The organism is Pseudomonas sp. URMO17WK12:I7 (assembly GCF_003269045.1).
GTDB classification, from domain to species: Bacteria; Pseudomonadota; Gammaproteobacteria; order Pseudomonadales; family Pseudomonadaceae; genus Aquipseudomonas; species Aquipseudomonas putida_J.
Window position 1 is genome coordinate 149,704 of sequence record NZ_QLTL01000006.1, and the last position, 18,036, is coordinate 167,739.

An 18,036-nucleotide genomic window follows, 5' to 3' on the forward strand; every position below is an offset into this window, starting at 1 on the left:
CAGTCATTGACGGAGACGGCCATGACGGGCACGCATTCGCTTGAACTATCAGATAACCAGTCGGAGCACAGTCATGTTTCCGCTGCAGTTGATAACCGAGTACCGATCGACAGCAAGACCTTTCGCAAGATCGTCTTGGCTTCTGTCACTGGCACGGCGTTGGAATGGTACGACTTCTTTCTCTACAGCACAGCGGCGGCGCTCATATTCGGGGAATTGTTTTTCCCCAAGGGCACCGATCCACTGGTGGGTACGATCGCGGCACTGGCCGGGTTTGCGTTGGGTTTTCTCGCGCGGCCTTTCGGTGGGGTGATATTCGGCCATATCGGGGACAAGTACGGTCGCAAAAAAGCCTTGGTATGGACGCTCTCTATCATGGGCGGGGCAACTTTCTTGATCGGATTGTTGCCCACCTACGCTCAAGCGGGCATGTGGGCGCCCGCGTTGCTACTGCTGTTACGTATCTTGCAGGGCATCGCAGCAGGAGGCGAGTGGGGCGGTGGCGTGCTGATGATCAGCGAGTCGGCGCCACCTGAGCGCCGCGGCTTCTACGCTTCGATTAGTCAGATCGGAGTGGGCGGTGGGTTCGTCTTGTCCGCAGCGGTGTTCTATCTAGTCCAGTTGTTGCCGGAGCGGGATTTCCACAGCTGGGGTTGGCGCATTCCGTTCCTTATCTCGATCGTCATATTCGTCCTGGGCGTCTACATTCGCCGGACATTGCCAGAGAGTCAGGATTTCCAGCGAGCTGAGGCAACGGGCAAGACGGCGCATATGCCCGTGCTGGATGTGTTGCGCAGATATCCGCGGGAAGTGCTGATGGCCATGGGGTTGCGAGTGGCTGAAAACGGCGGCTCCTACATCATGCTGGCGTTCGCTCTTGTCTACGGCAAGTTTCTTGGCGTGCCCAATAGTGTGATGCTTGCGGGAGTCACGTTCTCCACGTGCGTGGAGTTGGTGGCCATGCTGTTCTGGGGGCGTTTGTCGGACCGCATAGGTCGCAAGCCGGTATATATGGTGGGTGCCTTAGGGATGGTGCTAATGGCATTCCCATTCTTCTGGTTACTCGAGACCCGAGAGCCTGCCTGGATCTGGCTCGCCTTCCTCATTGGCAATGCCATCTGCCACGGGGCCATGATCGGTACGCAGCCTAGTCTTATGGGCGAACTGTTCAGCACTGAGGTCCGCTATTCCGGAATGGCTCTCGGGCACGAAGTCGCCTCGGTATTCTCCGGTGGCCTGACGCCGATGATCGCTACCGCCTTGCTGGCGCATTACCAGGCTAGTTGGCCAGTTTCTCTGATGATGATGGCGCTGGGGCTGATCACAGTCATCTCTCTTTGTTTCACCAAGGAGACCCGCGTGCGGGCCAAAGGAGGGCGGTCATGAACCGGTCAGCAAGCAATGACGCCGTGGCGCTGATCGCCGGGGCCCTGGAAGTACCCTACAACCGGCGCGGCACGGGTGAGTCGACGTCGCAACTGCTCGGCAGGGCGGTGCAGCAATTGCTGCGCCAGGCAGGCGTGGCAGCGCATGAGGTCGACGGCCTGGGCGTGGCATCCTTCACCCACCGGCCGGACAACGCCATCGATCTGGCGTGGCGCCTCGGGCTGACCCTGACCTGGTGCATGGATGACCGCAATGGCGGGGCTAGCGCGATCAATATGCTGCAGCATGCCGTGCGTGCCATCCAGCACGGTGATGCCAACGTGATCGTACTGGTGGCCGGTGATACGTTCACCCCGGAGGATTTCAAGACTCTGGTCGACCATTACAACCGGACCACCGAGGAGTACCTCAAGCCGCTTCAGCACGGCGGGCCCAATGGGGTGTTCGCGATGCTCACCCAGCGTCATGCGCAACGCACCGGCCTTGGCCGCGAAGACTATGCAGAGCTGTGCATTGCCCAGCGAGCCTGGGCGCAGCGCAACCCGCTGGCGGTCTACCGCGAGCCGCTGACCATCGAGCAGTACCTTGAGGCGCCCATGGTGGCCGACCCGCTGTGCCGGTTTGACTGCGTACCGGTAGTCAATGGCGCCAACGCCATCCTGCTGACCCGCGCCGACCTCGCCCGCAACACGGTCAACGTGGCGGTGCGTGCAGTAAAGGCGCTGCACAACGATGACCACCAGGCTGGCGATGGCCTGCAGACGCCGCTGGCAAAGATTGCCGACACGCTGTGGGACCGCGCCAATACCGGGCCTGATGCCATGGACCTGGCGTGCGTGTATGACGACTATCCGGTCATGGCCCTGATCCAGCTCGCCGACCTGGGCTTCGTCCCCGACGACGATTACCGGCGAGCGCTGCGGCGGATAGGCCGTTTCGAACTGCCGGTGAATACCTCGGGCGGGCAGCTCTCGGCCGGCCAGGCGGGCGCGGCGGGGGGTATGCATGGGTTGGTCGAAGCCATTACCCAGCTGCTTGGCGACGCCGGTCAACGCCAGGTCAGCGATGCGCGCCTGGCGGTGGTGACCGGCTATGGCATGGTCCAGTATCGCTACGGCATGTGCGCCAACGCGGTGGTGCTCGAACGGTGGCAAGGGGGTGTGGCATGGCGTTCATGATCCAGCAATGTGTCGGTTGCGGCCAGGCCAGTTTCCCGCCGCGTTACAGCTGCCCGCGCTGCGGTGAGGCGCAGTGGCAGGAAGTCTCTGCCGGGGTCGCCCGGATTGCTCAGGCTACCGTGGTGCGCGCGCGGATCGGGATCGCTGCCGCAGAGCTCCTGCACCTGGCTAGTGTCGAGCTGAGCGATGGGCCAGTGGTAATTGCCCAGACAGCAGAGCCTTTGCCTCCTGGCACCTTGGTAGAGCTCGCCATAGATGAATATCGGCGAATCGTAGCCCACCCGGCCGACCGCGACTTGTAATCAACAACTGTTCGAGCCGACCTCGATCGCCGAAGCGTGCGTCGTCGGCCGACCCCCCAGCTAGTCATTCCCTGACCATGCATGGCCTCAAGGCCTTGCGCGTGGTGCACGTGAGTACCCAGGAGTGTGGTTATGCCTGCAGTGATCGATTACCGACTAGTGTCTGGCTTAGGGCTGGCGCTGGCTTGCCAACAGGCCTTGGCAGATGAACTATGGGCCGATGCTTCAACATATTTTCAGCAGGGAAGCTTGTCCGGTTTAACCCGGAACTTTTATCTCAACCGCGACTTCCGCAACGGTGGTGCCAACCGCCGATCAGGCACCGTTAACGGTTATCGCGCGGAGTTGGCCCAAGGCTTAACTCTGGACTACATCTCCCCGTTCACGACTGGTGTTGTCGGCTTGGGATTCGACGCGCATCTGTATGCGGGATTGAAGCTTGACAGTGGTCGTGGCAAGACCGGCACCAACCTGCTTCACGTCAACAACGACGGTGATGTGGCGAATGAGTACAGCGTGGGCGGCGGTGCGCTCAAGCTCAAGTACCGTGAAACGGTGCTCAAATACGGCTCCATGGAATTGCGCACCTCTCCGGTGTTCCTCACCGATGGTGGCTCCGGGCGCCTGTTGCCGCAAACGGTGACAGCATGGCAGCTCATCAGTCGCGATCTGCAGCCGCTAACCTTCGATGCCGCCCACATCACCGCCGGCAAGGCGCCTTCGGAGAACCGCAACGACAGCACGCTACGTTCCCTGTATGGCGCTACGGAGACGGATACGGTCGATTATCTCAGCCTGAATTATGAGCAGGGCGCAGTCAAAGGCTACCTCAGCACTCAACGTGCCGAAGATCTTTGGCGCCAGGATTACCTGGGGTTTCGCTACTTGCCTGCCCTCGTCGAGGGGCTGACCCCAACCTTGAATTTCAGCATGTACCGAACGGTCGACATCGGTGCCGCCCATGGCGGGCCCATCGACAACTTAACCTGGTCCTTTGCTCCGGGCGTCAAGTTCGGTGCCCACTCCCTCATGCTTGCATACCAGAAGGTGCAGGGCGACACGCCCTTCGATTATATGGCGTTCCGAGACGGGCAAACCACCGTGGCACAGCTGGCTAACAATGTACAGCTCAGTGACTTCAACGCGCCCAACGATCGGTCCTGGCAGGTTCGTTACGACTATGACTTCAGTGCGCGTGGCGTGCCTGGCCTGAGGTTCATGATTCGCTACATGCAGGGACAGGGTGGCAAAGGCTCCGATATCGAACCGGACAGTTCCTACTATCCCCTCGGCTTTCGAGATGGGGGGCGCCACTGGGAACGCAATATCGAGATGCAATATGTCGTGCAAGACGGGCCGGCAAAAAACCTCAGCTTGAGAGCGCGGTACGGCGTGCACCGCGGTAATTCGGCTGAGCCACGCGGTGACATGGATGAGATTCGCCTGATCACCGAATTCCCTTTCAAGCTGCTGTAGATGGCGCCGTTGGCAATGCTTCATCAAAGCTGCTTCGCCAAGAATTCATGTAGAGCAATGTCTGTCCGCTTACCGTAGAAGGAGTAATGAGATGAGCAAATACATCGATATTCAGGCACGAGACCAGGCTGGAAGTTTCAAGGGATATCTGGCGCTGCCGCCTGAAGGCAAGGGGCCAGGCATCGTGTTGGGCCAAGAAATATTTGGCGTGAACGCCAACATGCGCGAGGTGGCGCAGATGTATGCCGAGGAAGGTTATGTGGTTCTGGTGCCCGACTTGTTCTGGCGTCTACAGCCGGGTATCGACCTGGGCTACACCCCCGCAGATTTCGATAAGGCTTTGAGCCTCTACACCGCACTGGACCTGGACAAGGCCGTAGACGACATCGCCGCCGCCTTCGACACGCTGCGGGATCTGGCCGAGGTCACCGAGCCCGCCCTGGGCTTCGTGGGCTATTGCCTGGGAGGCAAACTGGCCTACCTCACCGCCACCCGTACTGATGTCGCGGTTGCGGTGGGCTACTACGGCATGGGTATTGAGCAATACCTGGATGAAGCCGATGGCCTGAGCGGTGGGCTGGTGCTGCATCACGGCGAACTGGACGGGCTGTGTGACGCCACGACCCGTGCGCGTATCGCCGAGGTGCTGCGTGGCCGCCCAGGCGTAGAGCTGTATACCTACGAGGGTGCTGACCATGCCTTTGCCCGCCTGGGCAGCGATCACTTTCACAAACCCTCGGCCCTCATGGCTCATGGGCGCACCATTGGCGCATTGAAGAAGTACATCGGGCCGGCCTACAACCTTTCAGACCTGTGGGACGAGCACATCCACCATGAGTTCGTTACCCGAGACGTGCCGGCCACCCTGAAGACCATGGTCGCCGAGCCTTACGTGAACCACATTCCGACGCTGACCGGCGGGGTGGGCAGCAAGCAACTCGGACGCTTCTATCAGCATCACTTTGTCCACGCCAACCCCGAGGACACCAAGATGATTCCGGTTTCTCGCACGGTCGGCGCCTACCAGGTCGTCGATGAATTCATCATGTCTTTCACCCACACCTGCGAAATGGACTACATGCTGCCTGGGATAGCACCTACCGGCAAATACGTGGAAGTACCCATGGTGGCGGTGGTCAACTTCCGCGGCAACAAGCTATACCACGAGCATATCTACTGGGACCAGGCCTCTGTGCTGGTACAGATCGGCCTGCTCGATCCAGAAGGGCTACCGGTGGCGGGCATCGAAACGGCCAAGAAATTGCTCGATGAATCGCTGCCTTCGAACACGCTGATGGCCCGCTGGGCCAAAAGTGAGCACCTGTGAGCGCCATCACGACTGTGGGCAAGGAGGTCCTGATCACCGGCGCCAACGGAGGGTTGGGCCTTGCCTTGATCGAAGCGTTTTTGGCTGCGGGGGCAAGTCGTGTCTACGCCGCTTGCCGTAACCCTGAGCGTCTGCTGTTCGATCATCCGCAGGTGGAGGCGGTGGATCTGGACGTCACCGACCAGCAGCAAGTCGCGCAGGTGGCGAGCAGGGTACGGGTCGATATCCTGGTGAACAATGCTGGCCTCAATAGGCAGCAGAGGTTGCTGGGCACCGAGGACCCCGAAGCCGCTGCCCAGGAAATGGCCGTCAACTACTTCGCCACGCTCGCGATGATGCGTGCCTTTGCGCCGACGCTTGTCGAGCGAACTGGCGCCATCGTCAACGTGCTGTCGATTCTGGCGCGGGTGGCGTTGCCAGCCATGGGGTCGTTGTGTGCGTCCAAGGCGGCCGCGTTGCGCCTGACCGAGGCCGCCCGGGCGGAGCTGGCCGGCCAGGTGCAGGTGATGGCAGTGCTCCCCGGTGCGATCGATACCGCGATGAGCCGTGGCGTTGCGGGTGCCAAGGCCAGTCCTCGGGACGTGGCCGACGCGATCGTAGCGGGGTTGGCCAGCGGTGCCACCGAGGTCTATCCCGACCCCATGGCACTGGACGTTGCGCACAAGCTCGCGGCCAACCGGGCAAGTACGCAGGCCTACTTCGCCCGGTACCTTTAAAAGGGCCGCAGCGGGAGTGCTGCTCAAGCGTGCAGCACCACCGCAAGCGATGCTGCACGCTCGGGCTGACTGCAACGCGCTGGCCTGCTGGCTGAGATGAAAAGTCGCGGCGGCTTGAGCATCACCTGCAGGCTTACAAGCAAAATCCGAAGATGTTTGGTGCCGCAATTAAGTTGCGGGCATCGTTAACATGAAAGTTGCAGTGAATTACTAAAGCGCATTCACATCCATAGCTTTGCCTGAAATTCATGTATTCCGAGTTCTAATACATGAAGACGATATTTCGATTATTAATTTATATATGACCTCACTAGACTCATTGAAAACATCCTGCTCAGGAGGGCGCTGTGTCCAAACATTTGCTACGTCACTATATCGCTGGGACTTTCGTCGAGAGCAGCCGCAGGTTCGACAACATCTCTCCTGTCAATGGGAGCCTATTGGGCCAGGTATGTGAGGCTGGTGAAGATGAAGTGAATGCTGCCGTCGAAGCGGCGGCAGGCGCTCAGTCGGGGCCGTGGGCTGGATTCAGCACTGCCCAGAGGGCTGATCTGCTAGAGCGGATCGCCGATGGCATCGAGCGTCGATTTGAAGACTTCGTGGCTGCCGAAGTCGCTGATACTGGTCGGCCCGTGCATCAGGCGCGCAGCCTGGATGTTGCACGGGGCGTGCAGAACTTTCGTACCTTCGCTGATTTAGTGCGACAAGGCGGTAGCGAGCTTTTTGAAATGCGCACCGGCGATGGCACGGATGTGTTCAGTTATACCGTGCGTAAGCCGCACGGCGTCGTGGCCATCATCTCGCCGTGGAACCTACCGCTGTTGCTGCTTACCTGGAAAGTCGCGCCAGCGTTGGCCTGTGGTAATTCTGTGGTTGTCAAACCGTCGGAAGATACGCCTTCCAGTGCCACGCTGTTGGCCGAGGTCATGCACGAGGCCGGTGTGCCCGCCGGTGTATTCAATCTTGTGCATGGCTTTGGCCCTGATTCTGCCGGTGAGTTTCTTACTCGCCACCCTGGCGTCAATGCCATCACCTTTACCGGTGAGTCGCGCACCGGCTCGACCATCATGCGCGCTGCTGCCGAGGGCGTACGTGAGGTGTCTTTCGAACTGGGTGGCAAGAATGCCGCAGTCGTTTTTGCAGATTGCGATTTTGATGCGGCAGTTGCCGGTGTGCTGCGTTCCAGTTTCACCAATTCTGGCCAGGTCTGCCTATGCACGGAGCGGGTCTACGTCGAGCGGTCGATCTACGAGCGCTTTGTCGCGGCGCTCAAAGCAGGCGCCGAGAAGCTGAAGATCGGCTATCCCGACGAAGACGGCGTGAACATGGGGTCGCTGATTTCCCATAAACACCGCGACAAGGTGTTGGGCTACTTCCAATTGGCTGTGACAGAGGGCGCGACAGTGGTCAGTGGCGGCGGTGTGCCGACATTTGGCGACGAGCGCGACCAGGGCGCTTTTATCCAGCCGACTATCTGGACCGACCTTGCCGATGACGCTCGCTGCATTCGCGAAGAAGTGTTCGGTCCGGTCTGTCATATCGCGCCCTTCGATGGCGACGAGGAAGTGCTGCAACGCGTTAATGATTCGGCCTACGGCCTGGCTGCTTCTCTGTGGACTCGCGATCTGAAGCGGGCCCACCGTCTCTCTCGACGTATCCATGTCGGCATGGTGTGGGTCAATACCTGGTTCCTGCGCGATCTGCGTACGCCTTTTGGTGGCGCACGCTTGTCTGGGCTTGGCCGCGAAGGAGGGCGCCACTCGCTGGATTTCTATTCCGAGCTCACCACCATTTGTGTCAATCCGTAAGGACAGGAGAACTCCATGCATCCAGCAATCGCTGAAGCAGCAGCGTGTCTGCGCCAGGCTCGTGAACAGGGCAGGCCCTGTGCGCCAGTACGCGATCTCATCGAGCGTGCGGCTGCCGAGCAAGATGAACCCGCGCTAAAGCAGGCCTACGCCGTGCAACAGCACAACAACGCCGCCGACATTGCCGCAGGCTGGAACCCGGTAGGTCACAAGATCGGTTTGACCTCCAGTGTTGTCCAGCGCCAGTTGGGGGTTGACCAACCGGACTTTGGTCGGCTGTTTGCCCAGATGGCCCGAGGTGACGGCCAGCTTATCAGCTGGAGTGAATGCCAGCAGCCCAAGGTAGAAGCAGAGATCGCCCTGGTTCTGGAGCGCGATCTGTGCAATGAGCGCCACACCCTGGCCGACATTATCCGTGCCACTGCTTTCGCCCTGCCGGCCATCGAAATCGTCGGCAGTCGAATCGCCAACTGGGACATCAGTTTGCTCGACACGGTCGCCGACAATGCTTCGTCCGGGCTGTTTGTCCTGGGCAGTCAGCCGGTATCCCTGGGGCAATTGGACCTGGTCAATTGTGGCATGCGCCTGACTTCACGCGGCGAACCGGTATCGGTCGGAGCCGGCGCAGCCTGCCTGGAAAACCCACTGAATGCGGCGGTGTGGCTGGCCAATACCATGGTCCGTCTCGGCGAGCCATTGCGTGCCGGTGACGTGGTGTTGACCGGTGCCTTGGGACCTATGGTGCCGGTGAGCCCGGGCGATGTGTTTACCGCTGAGATCCAGGGCTTGGGCCGCGTCACTGCGTCCTTTGCTCAAGCCGAGTAAGGGGGCCCTAAATGAGCCAGAAACGCAAAGTAGCCATCATCGGTTCCGGCAACATCGGCACCGACCTGATGATCAAGATCCTGCGCAACGCCAAGCACCTAGAGATGGCAGCGATGGTCGGCATCGACCCGGCCTCCGACGGCCTGGCCCGCGCCGCCCGCCTGGGCGTGACCACCACCCACGAAGGCGTGCAGGGCCTGACCCGCCTGCCGGTGTTCAGGGACATCGATTTCGTCTTCGACGCCACCAGCGCTGGTGCCCATGTGAAGAACGACGCCTTCCTGCGCCAGCACAAGGCCGACCTGCGCATCATCGACCTGACCCCGGCGGCCATCGGCCCGTACTGCGTGCCGGTGGTAAACCTCGAGCAGCACCTGCAGGCGACCAACGTCAACATGGTCACCTGCGGTGGCCAGGCGACCATCCCAATGGTCGCGGCGGTATCGCGGGTGGCCAAGGTGCACTACGCCGAGATCGTTGCTTCGATTGCCAGCAAGTCCGCCGGCCCCGGCACTCGCGCCAATATCGACGAATTCACCGAGACCACCAGCAAGGCCATCGAAGTGATAGGCGGCGCGACCAAGGGCAAGGCGATCATCATCATGAACCCCGCGGAACCGCCGCTGATGATGCGCGACACGGTGTACGTGCTGAGCGAGACCGCCGACCAACAGCACATCGCGGCGAGCATCGAGGAAATGGCTCGCGCAGTGCAGGCCTACGTGCCGGGCTACCGCCTCAAACAGCAGGTGCAGTTCGAACCCGTGTGCGGCCTGAGGTTGCCTGGGCAGGGCACCTTCACCGGTCTCAAGACGTCGGTGTTCCTTGAAGTGGAAGGCGCCGCCCATTACCTGCCGGCTTACGCCGGCAATCTCGACATTATGACCTCCGCCGCGCTGGCCACCGCCGAGCGCATGGCACAAGCAATGGGGGCGTCGGCATGAACGGCAAGAAGCTCTATATCAGTGACGTAACCCTGCGCGACGGCATGCACGCCATCCGTCACCAGTATTCGCTGGATGACGTGCGTGCCATCGCCACGGCGCTGGATCGCGCCAAGGTCGACTCCATCGAAGTCGCCCATGGCGATGGCCTACAGGGTTCCAGCTTCAACTACGGTTTCGGTGCCCACACCGACCTCGAATGGATCGAAGCAGCGGCCGACGCGGTCAACCACGCCAAGATCGCCACGCTGCTGCTGCCAGGGATTGGCACCCTCCATGACCTGAAGAGCGCCTATGACGCCGGTGCTCGCATTGTTCGCGTGGCCACCCACTGCACCGAGGCAGATGTTTCGCGCCAGCACATCGAATATGCCCGTGAACTGGGCATGGACACCGTTGGCTTCCTGATGATGAGCCATATGCACACACCTGAAGGGCTCGCGCAGCAGGCCAAATTAATGGAGGGCTACGGCGCCACTTGCATCTATGTGGTGGATTCGGGCGGGGCGATGAACATGGACGACATCCGTGCGCGCTTCCGTGCGGTCAAGGCTGTGCTCGACCCAGCGACGTCGACCGGTATCCATGCCCACCACAACCTCAGTCTGGGCGTGGCCAACTCCATCGCCGCCGTGGAGGAGGGCTGCGACCGCATCGACGCCAGCCTCGCCGGCATGGGCGCCGGCGCCGGCAACGCACCGCTGGAAGTGTTCATCGCCGCTGCCGACAAGCTTGGCTGGCAGCACGGTACCGACCTGTACGCGCTGATGGATGCCGCCGACGACCTGGTGCGCCCGCTACAGGACCGCCCGGTACGGGTGGACCGTGAAACGCTGGCCCTGGGTTACGCCGGGGTCTATTCGAGCTTCCTGCGCCATGCCGAAGTGGCCGCTGCCCGCTATGGCATCAAGGCCGTGGACATCCTCGTCGAGCTGGGCAAGCGGCGGATGGTCGGTGGCCAGGAAGACATGATCGTTGACGTCGCACTCGACCTATTGAAGCCATCGCTGGAGAAGCGTGCATGAATACCGATATTGCTCGTATCGCCGAAGCCCTTGACCGGGCGGCGCGAAGCGCCGAACCACTGGCACAGTTCAGTGGCAGCACCGCCTTTTCCCTGGATGACGCCTACCGGATCCAGCGCGCCTCCATGCAGCGTCGTTATGCCGATGGTGAGCACAGCATCGGCATCAAGCTGGGCTTCACCAGCCGCGCGAAGATGATGCAAATGGGGGTGGATAGCCTGATCTGGGGGTGGCTCAGCAACACCATGGTGGAAGAGGACGGCGGCCTGATCGACTTGGCGCGCTACATTCATCCGCGTGTCGAGCCGGAGGTCTGCTTTCTAACGCGCCGTGCGATCGATCGCCCGCTGACCCTGCTGGAAGTGAGCAACCATGTCGAGGCCGTGGCGCCGGCGCTGGAGATCATCGATTCACGCTACCAGGCGTTCAAGTTCAGCCTGGAGGATGTGGTGGCGGACAACTGCTCCTCGGCCGGCCTCACCATTGGCCCTTGGTCGAGCAACTTCTCTGGGCTGGACAACGCCGGCGTAGTGATGCGCCTGGATGGGCGTGTGGCTCAGGCCGGCTCCACGGCTGCAATCCTCGGCAATCCGCTGCGCAGCCTGGTGCACGCCTCACGCCTGCTGCACGCCGCCGAACTCGAATTGCCCGCGGGTAGCCTGGTGATGGCAGGCGCCGCCTGCGCTGCGGTGGCGTTGTACCCAGGCGTGCATGTCAGTGTCGATGTCCATGGCGTTGGGCAGAGCAGCTTCAGCGTCCGCGGTGACCACGGAGGCGTCAGCCATGAGTGACCTCAACGCCACTGTCGTTGCTGGCAAGGCCACACCGCGTGGGCGCTTTCCGCATATCAAGCGTGCGGGTGACTTCCTGTTCGTATCCGGTACCAGCTCACGGCGCCCGGACAACAGTTTTGTCGGCGTAGAGGTGGATGCCATGGGCACCACCCAGCTAGACATTCGGGCGCAGACCCGCGCAGTGATCGAGAACATGCGCGACATCCTCGCCTCTGCAGGTGCAAGCCTTGCAGACGTGGTGGAGATCAGCAGCTTCCTCGTCGATATGAACGACTTCGGCGGATACAACGACGTCTACGCCGAATACTTTGACGAAAGCGGCCCGACCCGCACCACCGTAGCCGTACACCAATTGCCACACCCCCATCTACGTATCGAGATTAAGGCCATAGCGTACGCGCCGCGTCGTCGCTGAACCGTAGGGAGAAAACAACCATGGACAAGCATCACTTCAGCGCCCCTTTCAACTTCAACCGCTGGATCGACGAGCACGCGCACCTTCTCAAGCCGCCGGTGAACAATCAGCAGATATGGCAGGACAGCGATTACATGGTCACCGTGGTGGGTGGGCCTAATCAGCGCACCGACTTCCATGACGATCCGGTGGAGGAGTTTTTCTACCAGTTCAAGGGCAATGCCTACTTGAACGTCTGGGACCGAGGTCGCTACGAGCGCGTCGACCTTAAGGAAGGCGACATCTACCTGATGGCCCCCCACGTTATCCATTCGCCGCAGCGTCCTGAGCCCGGCAGTCTGTGTCTGGTGGTGGAGCATCGCCGCCCGGAAGGGCAGTCCGACGCCTTGCAGTGGTCCTGTGCGCACTGCGGCACCGTGGTCCGGCGCTATGAGTTGAGGCTCAAGAGCATCGTTGCCGATCTTCCACCGGTATACGACCAGTTCTATACCACCACCGATGATGAGCGTCGTTGCCCTGGTTGCGGCGAAATCCACCCAGGCCGCGATTGGCAGACCTGGCACAAGACGCTGCGTGAGGTCCACGGCTTATGAAAATCGATATCCATTCGCACTTTTTTCCCCGCATTACTCAAGCCGAGGCCGCCCGCCTGAGTCCTCAGCGTGGCCCTTGGCTGCATACCGAGGGGCGTCAGGGGCAGATCATGCTGGGAGATAAACCGTTCCGTCCGGTACATGATGTGCTGTGGGATCCGCAGCGCCGCATCGAACACCTGGATGAGCAGGGCTTGGACGTGCAAGTGATGTGCGCAACGCCGGTGATGTTCGGCTACGACCAACCTATCGCGCAGGCGCTGCCGTGGGCACAGATGATGAACGATCGGGCCCTGGAGATGACGGCCCTGATACCCGATCGTCTCAAGGTGCTGGCCCAGGTACCCCTGCAAGATATCGAGGCGGCCTGCCTTGAGGCCAGCCGGGCAAAGGCCTGTGGCCATGTCGGCGTGCAAATCGGCAATCACGTGGGCCACCACGATCTGGACGAAGCGGGCCTGATCACCTTCCTGCACCACTGTGCGGTGGAAAATATCCCGTTGCTGGTGCACCCGTGGGACATGATGGGCGGCGAGCGCATGAAGAAATGGATGTTGCCTTGGCTGGTCGCGATGCCGGCGGAAACACAGCTGGGTATCCTGTCGCTGATCCTGTCTGGCGCTTTCGAACGCTTGCCGGCGTCCCTGCGCATCTGTTTCGCCCATGGCGGCGGCGGCTTCGCCTTCCTCCTGGGACGGGTAGATAACGCCTGGCGCCATAGAGATATTGTCCGAGAGGATTGCCCGGAACTGCCGTCTAGCTATGTCAAACGTTTCTTCGTCGACTCGGCGGTCTTCGACCCTCGTGCGCTGCGTTTGCTGGTGGACGTGATGGGGGCAGACCGCGTCATGCTCGGCTCCGACTCTCCCTTCCCGCTAGGCGAACAGGCAATTGGCGCTGGTGTACTGGAGCATCCGCAGTTGAGCAAGCAGGACAAGTCGCGTATCTGCGCCGAGAACGCCCGGGGATTCTTCGGCATCTGATTGGCCATCGCGAACGAGCGGCAACCTGATCGGAAAAAAGTCGTGGTTGCCGAGGAGCGTCATGAAATCAAGCGTACTCACGGTTTCGCGCAAGCTGAAGTTCTACCAACTGGTGGTATTTGACCAGGTCGTGCAGAGCGGCTCACTACTGCGTGCCGCTCAGATATTGAACATGACTCAACCTGCCGTCACCAAAGTTATCCATGAGATAGAGTCGTACTTCACCGCGCCGTTGCTGGTACGTAGCAATCGCGGCGTGCGCCTGACGGAGCTGGGCGAGGTAGTGCTGCGCAGAGCCCGTGCAATGCTGGCAGAGCTTAGGGCGCTAACTGATGAAGTGCAGGCTCATCACGAGGGGGGGGCAGGCCATGTGGTTGTAGGCACGCTAATTTCAGCTTCGGCATCGTTGTTGCCGCTCGCGCTACGGCTGCTCAAGGAGCGCGCCCCGCAGGTGCTGGTGTCGGTGCGGATCGGGCAATTCGATCAACTCTTCCCCGCCTTGATAGTGGGTGAGGTGGACCTGGTGATCGGGAGGATCCCTGACGACTGGCGGGGGCGGGAGGAGAGCCGGACGTTGGGCGTTGACTCGCTTTACGTGGAGTCTTTGTCGATCGTTGCCGGAAGCCGACACCCGCTACACGATCAGGCCGTGTCGAGCTTGGCCGATTTGCAGGCCTATCCGTGGATTTTGCCGCCACCCGGCTCGTCACTACGTCGTACCGTCAATGGGCTTTTTGCCGAGGCTGATTTACCGCTGCCAGCCAATGTAATCGAGTCGCTGTCGGTGCTTACCAACGTAGCGTTGATGCAGGACCAGAAGACTGTGGGTTTGCTGCCGATGGAGACGGCTCGGCAATTGTCTGGTCAGGGCGGGATTCGAAGCTTCACCTTCGGCACGCCCTTACGTTTCGGCGGGATCGGCTGTTTTTATCCCCATAACCGTGACCCCGGGCCTGCCGCCAAGCTTTTTAGGGAATGCACCCGACTTGCCTGCGAGCGGCATGTCATCAGCGACTGACAGTCGCCCCCCGGTAGAACCAGTGATGGTTATTCCGCCAAAAGGCGAGAGCGGCCAGTCAGGGCTGACCGCTATCGGTTCAACGCCAGCGCGGGATATTCAAACGCATCAAGACGTGGGCCGCGAGCCGGATCCAGCTTTAGCTCGTTCGTCGCTGGCGCCTCGGGCCATGCTGGAGAAAACACCGTCTCTTAGTACCCAGGCATGCATCAATGCGGCGCCCAGATGTCCCAGGATGATCGCGAACAGCAGCCACGCCAGAGCGCCATGTGCCAGCCGAAGCCATGCGTAGAGCACCGGGTTTTCCGGAACCAGCGCAGGCAAGCTCCAGTCGCCCAGAAGGATGACGGGCCAGTTGCCTGCCGAACGCACCGCCCAGCCGAGCACTGGCAACCCCACCATCAATAGGTAGAGCAAGCCGTGCAACAGGTGGGCGGCTACGGCTTGCCAGCGGGGAATACTTGCGGGCAGTGCCGGCACAGGCCGGCAGAAGCGATTGGCCAGGCGCACCAGTGCGAGGCAAAGGATGGCGATGCCCAACGGCTGATGCACGTCGATCAACACGGGACGGAGGGCTAATGAGCTCATCATGGCTACCCCGATGAACAGCATGGCCATGATGGCGATCGCCATTGCCCAGTGCAGTAGCCTGGCGGTCAGGTTGAAGTGCCGGGGACTGCGCGTACGGGTAGTTGGTACGTCTTGCATCACTTGTGCTCCTGCTGGCCAATGGCGTCGGTTGCCCTGCCGAACGCGATTTCGCGCAGACGTGCATTGTAAGAGTGCGAGTAAATACCCGCGCGCGCTGCTAGCACAGGATCGTTCGACAGCGCGATACCGGATGGCACCAAGGTGGGGTCGAAGTTGATATCGCGACAGCCCCCTTCGCGCTGATCGCGAACGCTGGTCACTTCCAGCGTGCCGGCGACCACTTGCTGTCGCTCGGCGGGCCAGGGTTGTGACGGATCATCGACCGGATCTCCCGCCTGCGCCAATTGCAGTACCAGATCCCAGCGAACGGGCGCTTGTGCCACCCGCTTCTTGATATCGTCGAACAGGAAATCACGGCTGGATCGCGCCCGCTCTTCCGGGGAGAGGCCATGGAAGGGAGCGTGGGGCCGCATGAACCAGCGCACGGGCTGGCGTGTGCCATCTGCCGCAAGCAGGATAAATGCGTTGATGACGTTGTACTGGGCCTGCGCAAAGCTGCTCGGCCAAGGCGCAGTCGCCTTGTACTCCACCGCCTTGCGAGCCTCTGGGTACTTTTCGAAGAACGCCCCGACTCGCGCGGGGTCAGGCTGTCCGGTGGTCGGGTCGGGCTCGAATGCGTGCCTTTGTGCCAGGAACCCCTCGGCATCACGCGTAGGGAAGTAGGGGGCATTGTTCAGCTTCATCCGCCATTGAGATCTGTCGTCTGCACTCAACAACAAGGCCATGCTCACCGTGGCGGTAGAGGCGTCCGGCGCATGGGGGTCGGCGGACCCGATCGAGAAACGTCCGATTGCCGGGACTTCATCCTGGGCGAACACTCGAGCGGTCGAGAGCGACGCCGCTGCATTGCTGCTGCGAAAAACTCCTGCGAAACAGATGCCCTTACCATGCGCTCGACGATAGCCCGGTTCGAAGTGCTGCAGCGAGTCACCGAGAAACGTTCGAGTGGTGGTTCGGCCCCCGACCAGCCCGGCGGCCCAGGCGAATGACAGTGCCAGTGCGCCGACGATGGCTGCGATGACCAGCACGGGCATCCAGCGTTTGTTGAATGTGGGACGTTGCAAAGCGCTCACCCTGACCTTGACCGATGATTGGCACGCACTATAAGTTTGCTACCCCACCCTAAGGAAGTACGCACCTTTTGGTTAGTACCATGACTGACTCTCGCTTGGACACCGGCAACCCCCAGGACTCATCCGCGCTTGACGAGCACACGCTGACCGCCAAGCTCAGGCGCGGCGACCTATTCACGGGCAAATGCAAGGCCAGGGAAGTGCTGTCTCACGTCACGAGTCTGTGGGGAATGCTATGCCTGATTGCGCTAATTGACGGCACGCTGCGTTACAGTGAGCTGCGTCGCAAAGTGAACGGCGTCAGCGAAAAGATGTTGTCGCAGACCCTTCAGCGGCTGGAAGGCGATGGTTTCGTGCGCCGGACCTCATATCCCATTGTCCCTCCGTGGGTCGAATATGATCTGACCCCTTTTGGTCAGGAAGCCGCCGCGCATGTTGCGGCACTTGGCGACTGGTTGGAGATGAATCTCCATAAAGTCCCTAAAGCCTAGCGGGGTCATGACGACTCATAGCTTCCATTGCCGGATTTATACAACGGCCACTGTGTAAAAACTAGTTTTTGATAGCTTCGGCCCCTCGGATTCGCGAGCGGAGTGTTAGCGCAAAGAAGAGAAGTACTGGGTAGGTGACTTACCTACGGCTTTCTTGAACATCGTAATGAAGGCATTAACGGAGTCATATCCAAGAATGCCCGCCACACGTTGCACGGATACCCCCTCTGCCAAATGGCTGAGTGCGATCATCAAATGCAGCTGCTGGCGCCACCGCCCGAAGCTGAGCCCGGTCTTGCTTTCAACTAGCCTGGCCAGCGTTCGTTCACTAGTCGCAAGCCGAGTGGCCCATTCGCGCAGGGTGGTGCGGTCGCCGGGAGTAGCAAAGAGCGTATCCGCGATGTGTTTGATCTTCGGATGGTCTGATATTGGCAAGTGCAGCTCTTTCACCGACGCATCGGAAAGCTGCTCGAGTAGCACTGCAACCAACCGCGCGGCCTTGCCCTCTGAAAGACAAGAGCGGTCCTGCTCAACAAGGTGCAGGATCAACTCCCGGACAAGCGGCGTAATAGCAAGTGTACAGCACCCATCAGGCATGACAGCTGCGCTGGGCTCGACGAACAGAAAGCAGGTACTGGCATTCGCGGTTACACGACAACTGTGTGGCGTGCCGCCGGGGATCCATACCGCGTGCTGGGGTGGCACCAGCCAGATTGCGTTCTGCACCTCACAGCTCACCGCCCCCCGCAAAGACAAGATCAGTTGGCCTTTACGATGATCATGTGTGCCGGTGCCGGAATGATTAGGTTCCGGCACAACCTTGAGTGCAATCGCCGCCTGGAAAAAAAGGTCTGAATCGAAATCTTCTGGTGAGGAAACGACATTTTTTGAGAATGGCATGATTTAGGTATCATATGGCTTGATATCTATATTCTATAACTCTCAAGCTCTCTACAGTTGCCTTTTTTTTA

At 60.6% G+C, this 18,036-nt stretch carries 19 protein-coding genes; 16 read left to right on the plus strand and 3 right to left on the minus strand.

Translation table 11 applies throughout. The annotated features are described in order from the left end of the window. Positions 1–21: 21 nt before the first annotated feature. From H040_RS10200 to H040_RS10270, 15 genes are all read left to right on the plus strand, one after another. A complete protein-coding gene (locus tag H040_RS10200) occupies positions 22–1,386 on the plus strand; it encodes an MFS transporter (RefSeq protein ID WP_025754668.1) in 1,365 nt (454 codons plus the stop codon). Next, positions 1,383–2,564: a thiolase family protein gene (locus tag H040_RS10205; RefSeq protein WP_027917336.1), complete on the plus strand. Its 1,182-nt coding sequence runs from the start codon at positions 1,383–1,385 to the stop codon at positions 2,562–2,564. Before H040_RS10200 ends, H040_RS10205 begins: the two co-directional genes overlap by 4 nt. After that, positions 2,552–2,866, plus strand: a complete 315-nt coding sequence (locus H040_RS10210; RefSeq protein ID WP_025754666.1) for a Zn-ribbon domain-containing OB-fold protein — start codon at positions 2,552–2,554, stop codon at positions 2,864–2,866. The genes H040_RS10205 and H040_RS10210 overlap by 13 nt, the downstream gene beginning before the upstream one ends. Before the next feature lie 132 nt (positions 2,867–2,998). Continuing rightward, the gene (locus tag H040_RS10215; protein WP_027609213.1) at positions 2,999–4,342 is read left to right on the plus strand and encodes an OprD family outer membrane porin; all 1,344 of its coding nucleotides are present in this window, start codon (positions 2,999–3,001) and stop codon (positions 4,340–4,342) included. Positions 4,343–4,433: 91 nt separating this feature from the next. Continuing rightward, positions 4,434–5,669, plus strand: a complete 1,236-nt coding sequence (locus tag H040_RS10220; RefSeq protein WP_025754664.1) for a dienelactone hydrolase family protein — start codon at positions 4,434–4,436, stop codon at positions 5,667–5,669. Continuing rightward, the gene (locus H040_RS10225) at positions 5,666–6,385 is read left to right on the plus strand and encodes an SDR family NAD(P)-dependent oxidoreductase (RefSeq protein ID WP_218185883.1); all 720 of its coding nucleotides are present in this window, start codon (positions 5,666–5,668) and stop codon (positions 6,383–6,385) included. The genes H040_RS10220 and H040_RS10225 overlap by 4 nt, the downstream gene beginning before the upstream one ends. A 347-nt stretch (positions 6,386–6,732) precedes the next feature. Then, positions 6,733–8,193 (plus strand): 2-hydroxymuconic semialdehyde dehydrogenase, encoded by a 1,461-nt coding sequence (locus H040_RS10230; RefSeq protein WP_027609215.1) that lies wholly within the window; start codon positions 6,733–6,735, stop codon positions 8,191–8,193. A gap of 15 nt (positions 8,194–8,208) precedes the next feature. Continuing rightward, on the plus strand, positions 8,209–9,018 hold the full coding sequence (locus H040_RS10235; protein ID WP_027609216.1) for a 2-keto-4-pentenoate hydratase: 810 nt from the start codon (positions 8,209–8,211) through the stop codon (positions 9,016–9,018). An 11-nt stretch (positions 9,019–9,029) separates the two neighbouring features. Then, positions 9,030–9,962, plus strand: coding sequence for an acetaldehyde dehydrogenase (acetylating) (locus H040_RS10240; RefSeq protein WP_027609217.1), 933 nt, complete (start codon positions 9,030–9,032; stop codon positions 9,960–9,962). Continuing rightward, positions 9,959–10,987 carry a 4-hydroxy-2-oxovalerate aldolase gene (gene mhpE / locus H040_RS10245; protein WP_027609218.1) on the plus strand — a complete coding sequence of 343 codons (1,029 nt, stop codon included), beginning with the start codon at positions 9,959–9,961 and terminating at the stop codon, positions 10,985–10,987. The genes H040_RS10240 and mhpE overlap by 4 nt, the downstream gene beginning before the upstream one ends. Next, on the plus strand, positions 10,984–11,778 hold the full coding sequence (locus H040_RS10250) for a 2-keto-4-pentenoate hydratase (RefSeq protein WP_027609219.1): 795 nt from the start codon (positions 10,984–10,986) through the stop codon (positions 11,776–11,778). Before mhpE ends, H040_RS10250 begins: the two co-directional genes overlap by 4 nt. Next, positions 11,771–12,196, plus strand: coding sequence for a RidA family protein (locus H040_RS10255; protein ID WP_025754657.1), 426 nt, complete (start codon positions 11,771–11,773; stop codon positions 12,194–12,196). The genes H040_RS10250 and H040_RS10255 overlap by 8 nt, the downstream gene beginning before the upstream one ends. A 20-nt stretch (positions 12,197–12,216) precedes the next feature. Beyond that, positions 12,217–12,789: a 3-hydroxyanthranilate 3,4-dioxygenase gene (locus H040_RS10260; RefSeq protein ID WP_025754656.1), complete on the plus strand. Its 573-nt coding sequence runs from the start codon at positions 12,217–12,219 to the stop codon at positions 12,787–12,789. Then, entirely contained in the window at positions 12,786–13,772 is a 987-nt protein-coding gene (locus H040_RS10265; RefSeq protein ID WP_025754655.1) for an amidohydrolase family protein, read from the plus strand. Before H040_RS10260 ends, H040_RS10265 begins: the two co-directional genes overlap by 4 nt. Positions 13,773–13,833: 61 nt before the next feature. Continuing rightward, on the plus strand, positions 13,834–14,790 hold the full coding sequence (locus tag H040_RS10270) for a LysR family transcriptional regulator (protein ID WP_025754654.1): 957 nt from the start codon (positions 13,834–13,836) through the stop codon (positions 14,788–14,790). 108 nt (positions 14,791–14,898) lie between these two features. Here H040_RS10270 and H040_RS10275 read toward each other — a convergent pair whose 3' ends face one another. Together H040_RS10275 and H040_RS10280 are read right to left on the minus strand one after the other, a co-directional pair. After that, on the minus strand, positions 14,899–15,498 hold the full coding sequence (locus H040_RS10275; RefSeq protein ID WP_025754653.1) for a cytochrome b: 600 nt from the start codon (positions 15,496–15,498) through the stop codon (positions 14,899–14,901). Continuing rightward, positions 15,498–16,574 (minus strand): catalase family peroxidase, encoded by a 1,077-nt coding sequence (locus H040_RS10280; protein WP_027609220.1) that lies wholly within the window; start codon positions 16,572–16,574, stop codon positions 15,498–15,500. Before H040_RS10280 ends, H040_RS10275 begins: the two co-directional genes overlap by 1 nt. Positions 16,575–16,654: 80 nt before the next feature. Here H040_RS10280 and H040_RS10285 point away from each other — a divergent pair, with 80 nt between their 5' ends. Beyond that, the gene (locus H040_RS10285) at positions 16,655–17,065 is read left to right on the plus strand and encodes a winged helix-turn-helix transcriptional regulator (RefSeq protein WP_050437171.1); all 411 of its coding nucleotides are present in this window, start codon (positions 16,655–16,657) and stop codon (positions 17,063–17,065) included. Between the two features lie 105 nt (positions 17,066–17,170). Here the strand turns inward: H040_RS10285 and H040_RS10290 are convergent, their stop codons facing one another. Beyond that, the gene (locus tag H040_RS10290; RefSeq protein WP_027609222.1) at positions 17,171–17,965 is read right to left on the minus strand and encodes an AraC family transcriptional regulator; all 795 of its coding nucleotides are present in this window, start codon (positions 17,963–17,965) and stop codon (positions 17,171–17,173) included. Positions 17,966–18,036 lie beyond the last annotated feature (71 nt).